Origin of the sequence: Eupransor demetentiae, assembly GCF_963930865.1 — a bacterium.
Lineage (GTDB): Bacteria > Bacillota > Bacilli > Lactobacillales > Lactobacillaceae > Eupransor > Eupransor demetentiae.
Map to the genome: position 1 here is coordinate 1 of NZ_CAWVOH010000007.1, position 5200 is coordinate 5200.

Annotated in this window: 1 tRNA gene and 3 rRNA genes; all 4 read left to right on the forward strand. The window is 49.8% G+C overall.

Going from position 1 to position 5200, the window contains the following annotated elements:
- The first annotated feature begins 208 nt into the window (after positions 1–208).
- The 4 genes from ABSY64_RS07565 to rrf all read left to right on the forward strand — a co-directional run bounded on the left by ABSY64_RS07565 (position 209) and on the right by rrf (position 5191).
- Positions 209–1758 (forward strand): 16S ribosomal RNA (locus tag ABSY64_RS07565).
- 84 nt (positions 1759–1842) lie between these two features.
- Positions 1843–1915, forward strand: a tRNA-Ala gene (locus ABSY64_RS07570).
- 188 nt (positions 1916–2103) lie between these two features.
- Positions 2104–5005: ribosomal RNA gene (locus tag ABSY64_RS07575) — 23S ribosomal RNA — on the forward strand.
- Positions 5006–5074: 69 nt separating this feature from the next.
- Positions 5075–5191 (forward strand): 5S ribosomal RNA (gene rrf, locus ABSY64_RS07580).
- Together the 16S, 23S and 5S rRNA genes with 1 tRNA gene alongside form the textbook arrangement of a ribosomal RNA operon.
- Positions 5192–5200 lie beyond the last annotated feature (9 nt).

A 5200-nucleotide genomic window follows, 5' to 3' on the forward strand; every position in this document is an offset into this window, starting at 1 on the left:
ATCTGCTAGAATAATTAAGTCGCACCGAGCGACGAACGCACATTGAAAACTGAACAAAACTTTGAACAAACGAATTTGTAACGCCGTTGTCGAACAGTCGATAACGGAACAAATTTGCGAAGTCAATTCGTAACAAACAATAAACGGATGATGTTATCGGAAAGATAACAAACAAGTCAGTTTAATCGAAGAGCAATCTTCAAACTTTTAAAATGAGAGTTTGATCCTGGCTCAGGATGAACGCTGGCGGCGTGCCTAATACATGCAAGTCGAACGCACAGCGAAAGGTGCTTGCACCTTTCAAGTGAGTGGCGAACGGGTGAGTAACACGTGAATAACCTGCCGTAAAGTGGGGGATAACATTTGGAAACAGATGCTAATACCGCATAAAACCTAGTACCGCATGGTACCAGGTTAAAAGGCGCTTCGGCGTCGCTTAACGATGGATTCGCGGTGCATTAGTTAGTTGGTGAGGTAAAGGCTCACCAAGACGATGATGCATAGCCGAGTTGAGAGACTGATCGGCCACATTGGGACTGAGACACGGCCCAAACTCCTACGGGAGGCTGCAGTAGGGAATCTTCCACAATGGGCGCAAGCCTGATGGAGCAACGCCGCGTGTGTGATGAAGGCTTTCGGGTCGTAAAGCACTGTTGTATGGGAAGAACACTTAGGTTAGGAAATGGACTTAAGATGACGGTACCATATCAGAAAGGGACGGCTAAATACGTGCCAGCAGCCGCGGTAATACGTATGTCCCGAGCGTTATCCGGATTTATTGGGCGTAAAGCGAGCGCAGACGGTTCATTAAGTCTGAAGTGAAAGCCCACAGCTCAACTGTGGAATGGCTTTGGAAACTGATGGACTTGAGTGCAGTAGAGGCAAGTGGAACTCCATGTGTAGCGGTGGAATGCGTAGATATATGGAAGAACACCAGTGGCGAAGGCGGCTTGCTGGACTGTAACTGACGTTGAGGCTCGAAAGTGTGGGTAGCAAACAGGATTAGATACCCTGGTAGTCCACACCGTAAACGATGAATACTAGGTGTTAGGAGGTTTCCGCCTCTTAGTGCCGAAGCAAACGCATTAAGTATTCCGCCTGGGGAGTACGACCGCAAGGTTGAAACTCAAAGGAATTGACGGGGACCCGCACAAGCGGTGGAGCATGTGGTTTAATTCGAAGCAACGCGAAGAACCTTACCAGGTCTTGACATCCTTTGAAGATGTTAGAGATAACATTGTTCTCTTCGGAGACAAAGTGACAGGTGGTGCATGGCCGTCGTCAGCTCGTGTCGTGAGATGTTGGGTTAAGTCCCGCAACGAGCGCAACCCCTATTGTTAGTTGCCAGCATTCAGTTGGGCACTCTAGCGAGACTGCCGGTGACAAACCGGAGGAAGGCGGGGACGACGTCAGGTCATCATGCCCCTTATGACCTGGGCTACACACGTGCTACAATGGCGTATACAACGAGCAGCGAACTCGCGAGGGTAAGCGAATCTCTTAAAGTACGTCTCAGTTCGGATTGTAGTCTGCAACTCGACTACATGAAGTCGGAATCGCTAGTAATCGCGGATCAGCATGCCGCGGTGAATACGTTCCCGGGTCTTGTACACACCGCCCGTCACACCATGGGAGTTGGTAATGCCCAAAGCCGGTGGCCTAACCATTTGGAGGGAGCCGTCTAAGGCAGGACTGATGACTGGGGTGAAGTCGTAACAAGGTAGCCGTAGGAGAACCTGCGGCTGGATCACCTCCTTTCTAAGGAAAAACGGAGCGTTACAGGATAATTTGTTTGGGAAAAGTTTTGTTTAGTTTTGAGTGTGTGGGCTCAAGACGGTGCATGGGGAATTAGCTCAGCTGGGAGAGCACCTGCTTTGCAAGCAGGGGGTCAGCGGTTCGATCCCGCTATTCTCCATTGCCAACTGAGAGGTTGGCGAGTTTGAACATTGAAAACTGAATAATAACAAAAATTCTTTTTAAGTCATCGCAAGATGACACTAAATTGAACCGAGAAACAACACAAGTTCTTTAATAATAGAGAACGGTTTAATCGCAGGTCTGAAAAATGACCAACTCATAGAACTTAGCCTATCGAAAGATAGTGGTTAAGTGAATAAGGGCGCGTGGTGGATGCCTTGGCACTAGGAGCCGATGAAGGACGTGACTAACTACGATAAGCTTTGGTGAGCGGTAAGTACGCTATGACCCAGAGATTTCCGAATGGGGAAACCCAACATATTAATGTTACTAGTAAGTGAATTCATAGCTTGCTAGAGGAATACGCTGTGAACTGAAACATCTCATTAGCAGCAGGAGCAGAAAGAAAAATCGATTCCCCCAGTAGCGGCGAGCGAAAAGGGAAGAGCCCAAACCAGTGTGCTTGCATGCTGGGGTTGTAGGACTGTAAGATCGAGCAAATGAAGGGATAGTCAAATCAGTTGGGAAACTGAGCCAAAGAGGGTGATAGCCCCGTCGACGAAATCGCTGAAACTCGTAACAGGATCCTGAGTACGGCCGGACACGTGAAATCCGGTCGGAACCCGCGGGGACCATCCCGTAAGGCTAAATACTCCCTAGTGACCGATAGTGAACCAGTACCGTGAGGGAAAGGTGAAAAGCACCCCGGAAGGGGAGTGAAAAAGTTCCTGAAACCACGACGCCTACAAGAAGTCAGAGCCCGTTAATGGGTAATGGCGTGCCTTTTGTAGAATGAACCGGCGAGTTACGGTAGCATGCAAGGTTAAGGCGAAAAGGCCGGAGCCGTAGCGAAAGCGAGTGTGAATAGCGCGAGCAGTATGCTGCTGTAGACCCGAAACCAGGTGACCTACCCATGGTCAGGCTGAAGGTGAGGTAAAACTTACTGGAGGGCCGAACCGGTGGAAGTTAAAAATTCCTCGGATGAACTGTGGGTAGCGGTGAAATTCCAAACGAACTTGGAGATAGCTGGTTCTCTCCGAAATAGCTTTAGGGCTAGCCTCATAATGAACATCTTGGAGGTAGAGCACTGTTAAGCCTAGGGGCCCATCTCGGGTTACCAAAGTTTGATAAACTCCGAATGCCAATGATGTGTGTATGGGAGTCAGACGATGAGTGATAAGATCCACCGTCGAAAGGGGAACAGCCCAGATCGCCAGTTAAGGTCCCTAAATATATGTTAAGTGGAAAACGATGTGATAGTGCATAGACAACTAGGATGTTGGCTTAGAAGCAGCCACCATTTAAAGAGTGCGTAATAGCTCACTAGTCGAGTGCCATTGCGCGGAAAATGTACCGGGGCTAAACATATTACCGAAACTGCGGGCGTATTAATACGCGATAGGAGAGCGTTGTAAGGGCGGCGAAGGTAGACCGTGAGGACTGCTGGAGCGCTTACAAGTGAGAATGCCGGTATGAGTAGCGAAAGACAGGTGAGAATCCTGTCCACCGAATGACTAAGGTTTCCTGGGGAAGGCTCGTCCACCCAGGGTTAGTCGGGACCTAAGGCAAGGCCGAGAGGCGTAGTCGATGGATAACAGGTTGAGATTCCTGTACCAGTTGTAATGCGTTATACCGATGGAGGGACGCAGGAGGCTAAACGAAGCGCACGGATGGAAATGTGCGTCCAAGCAGTAAGTCTTGAGTTGAGTGAAATGCTTGATTCTGAACGGATAAGCTGTGATGGGGACCGAAATAAAGTAGGGAAGTCGTCCATGTCACACTGCCAAGAAAATCTTCTAGGAAGGATTACACTGCCCGTACCGCAAACCGACACAGGTAGTCGAGTGGAGAACACTAAGGTGAGCGAGAGAACCCTCGTTAAGGAACTCGGCAAAATGACCCCGTAACTTCGGGAGAAGGGGTGCTGGACTCCGGTCCAGCCGCAGTGAAAAGGCCCAAGCGACTGTTTATCAAAAACACAGGTTTCTGCAAAATCGTAAGATGAAGTATAGGGGCTGACGCCTGCCCGGTGCTGGAAGGTTAAAAGGAGTGCTTAGCTTCGGCGAAGGCATGAATTGAAGCCCCAGTAAACGGCGGCCGTAACTATAACGGTCCTAAGGTAGCGAAATTCCTTGTCGGGTAAGTTCCGACCCGCACGAAAGGCGTAACGATTTGGGCACTGTCTCAACGAGGGACTCGGTGAAATTTAAATACCCGTGAAGATGCGGGTTACCCGCGACAGGACGGAAAGACCCCATGGAGCTTTACTGTAGCTTGATATTGAATGTTTGTGCTGCTTGTACAGCATAGGTAGGAGACGTAGAAGGCGGAACGCTAGTTTCGCTGGAGTCGACCAGTGGGATACTACCCTCGTTGTATGAACATTCTAACAGCGGCCACTGATCGTGGTCCTGGACAGTGTCTGGTGGGCAGTTTGACTGGGGCGGTCGCCTCCCAAAGAGTAACGGAGGCGCTCAAAGGTTTGCTCAGAATGGTTGGAAATCATTCGTAGCGTGTAAAGGCATAAGCAAGCTTGACTGTGAGAGCTACATCTCGAGCAGGTACGAAAGTAGGACTTAGTGATCCGGTGGTTCCGCATGGAAGGGCCATCGCTCAACGGATAAAAGCTACCCTGGGGATAACAGGCTCATCTCCCCCAAGAGTCCACATCGACGGGGAGGTTTGGCACCTCGATGTCGGCTCATCGCATCCTGGGGCTGTAGTCGGTCCCAAGGGTTGGGCTGTTCGCCCATTAAAGCGGTACGCGAGCTGGGTTCAGAACGTCGTGAGACAGTTCGGTCCCTATCCGTCGCGGGCGCAGGAAATTTGAGAGGAGCTGTCCTTAGTACGAGAGGACCGGGATGGACATACCGCTGGTGTACCAGTTGTTCCGCCAGGAGCATTGCTGGGTAGCTATGTATGGATGAGATAAACGCTGAAAGCATCTAAGTGTGAAACTCGCCTCGAGATGAGATTTCCCATTCTTAGGAAGTAAGACCCCTCAGAGATGATGAGGTAGATAGGCTAGAAGTAGAAGTACCGTGAGGTATGGAGCGGACTAGTACTAATCGGTCGAGGACTTAACCAAAAGAAGTCTATGAAAAGTTTAATTTAGGAAAAGAAGTTATTATTTAGTTTTGAGTGTAAAAGCTCAAGGTGTCGTGTTGATGGCATAGAGGAACCACCTGTACCCATCTCGAACACAGAAGTTAAGCTCTATAGCGCCGAAAGTAGTTGCCGGATCGCTGGCTGCGAGGATAGGACGACGCGATGCCGTACATAG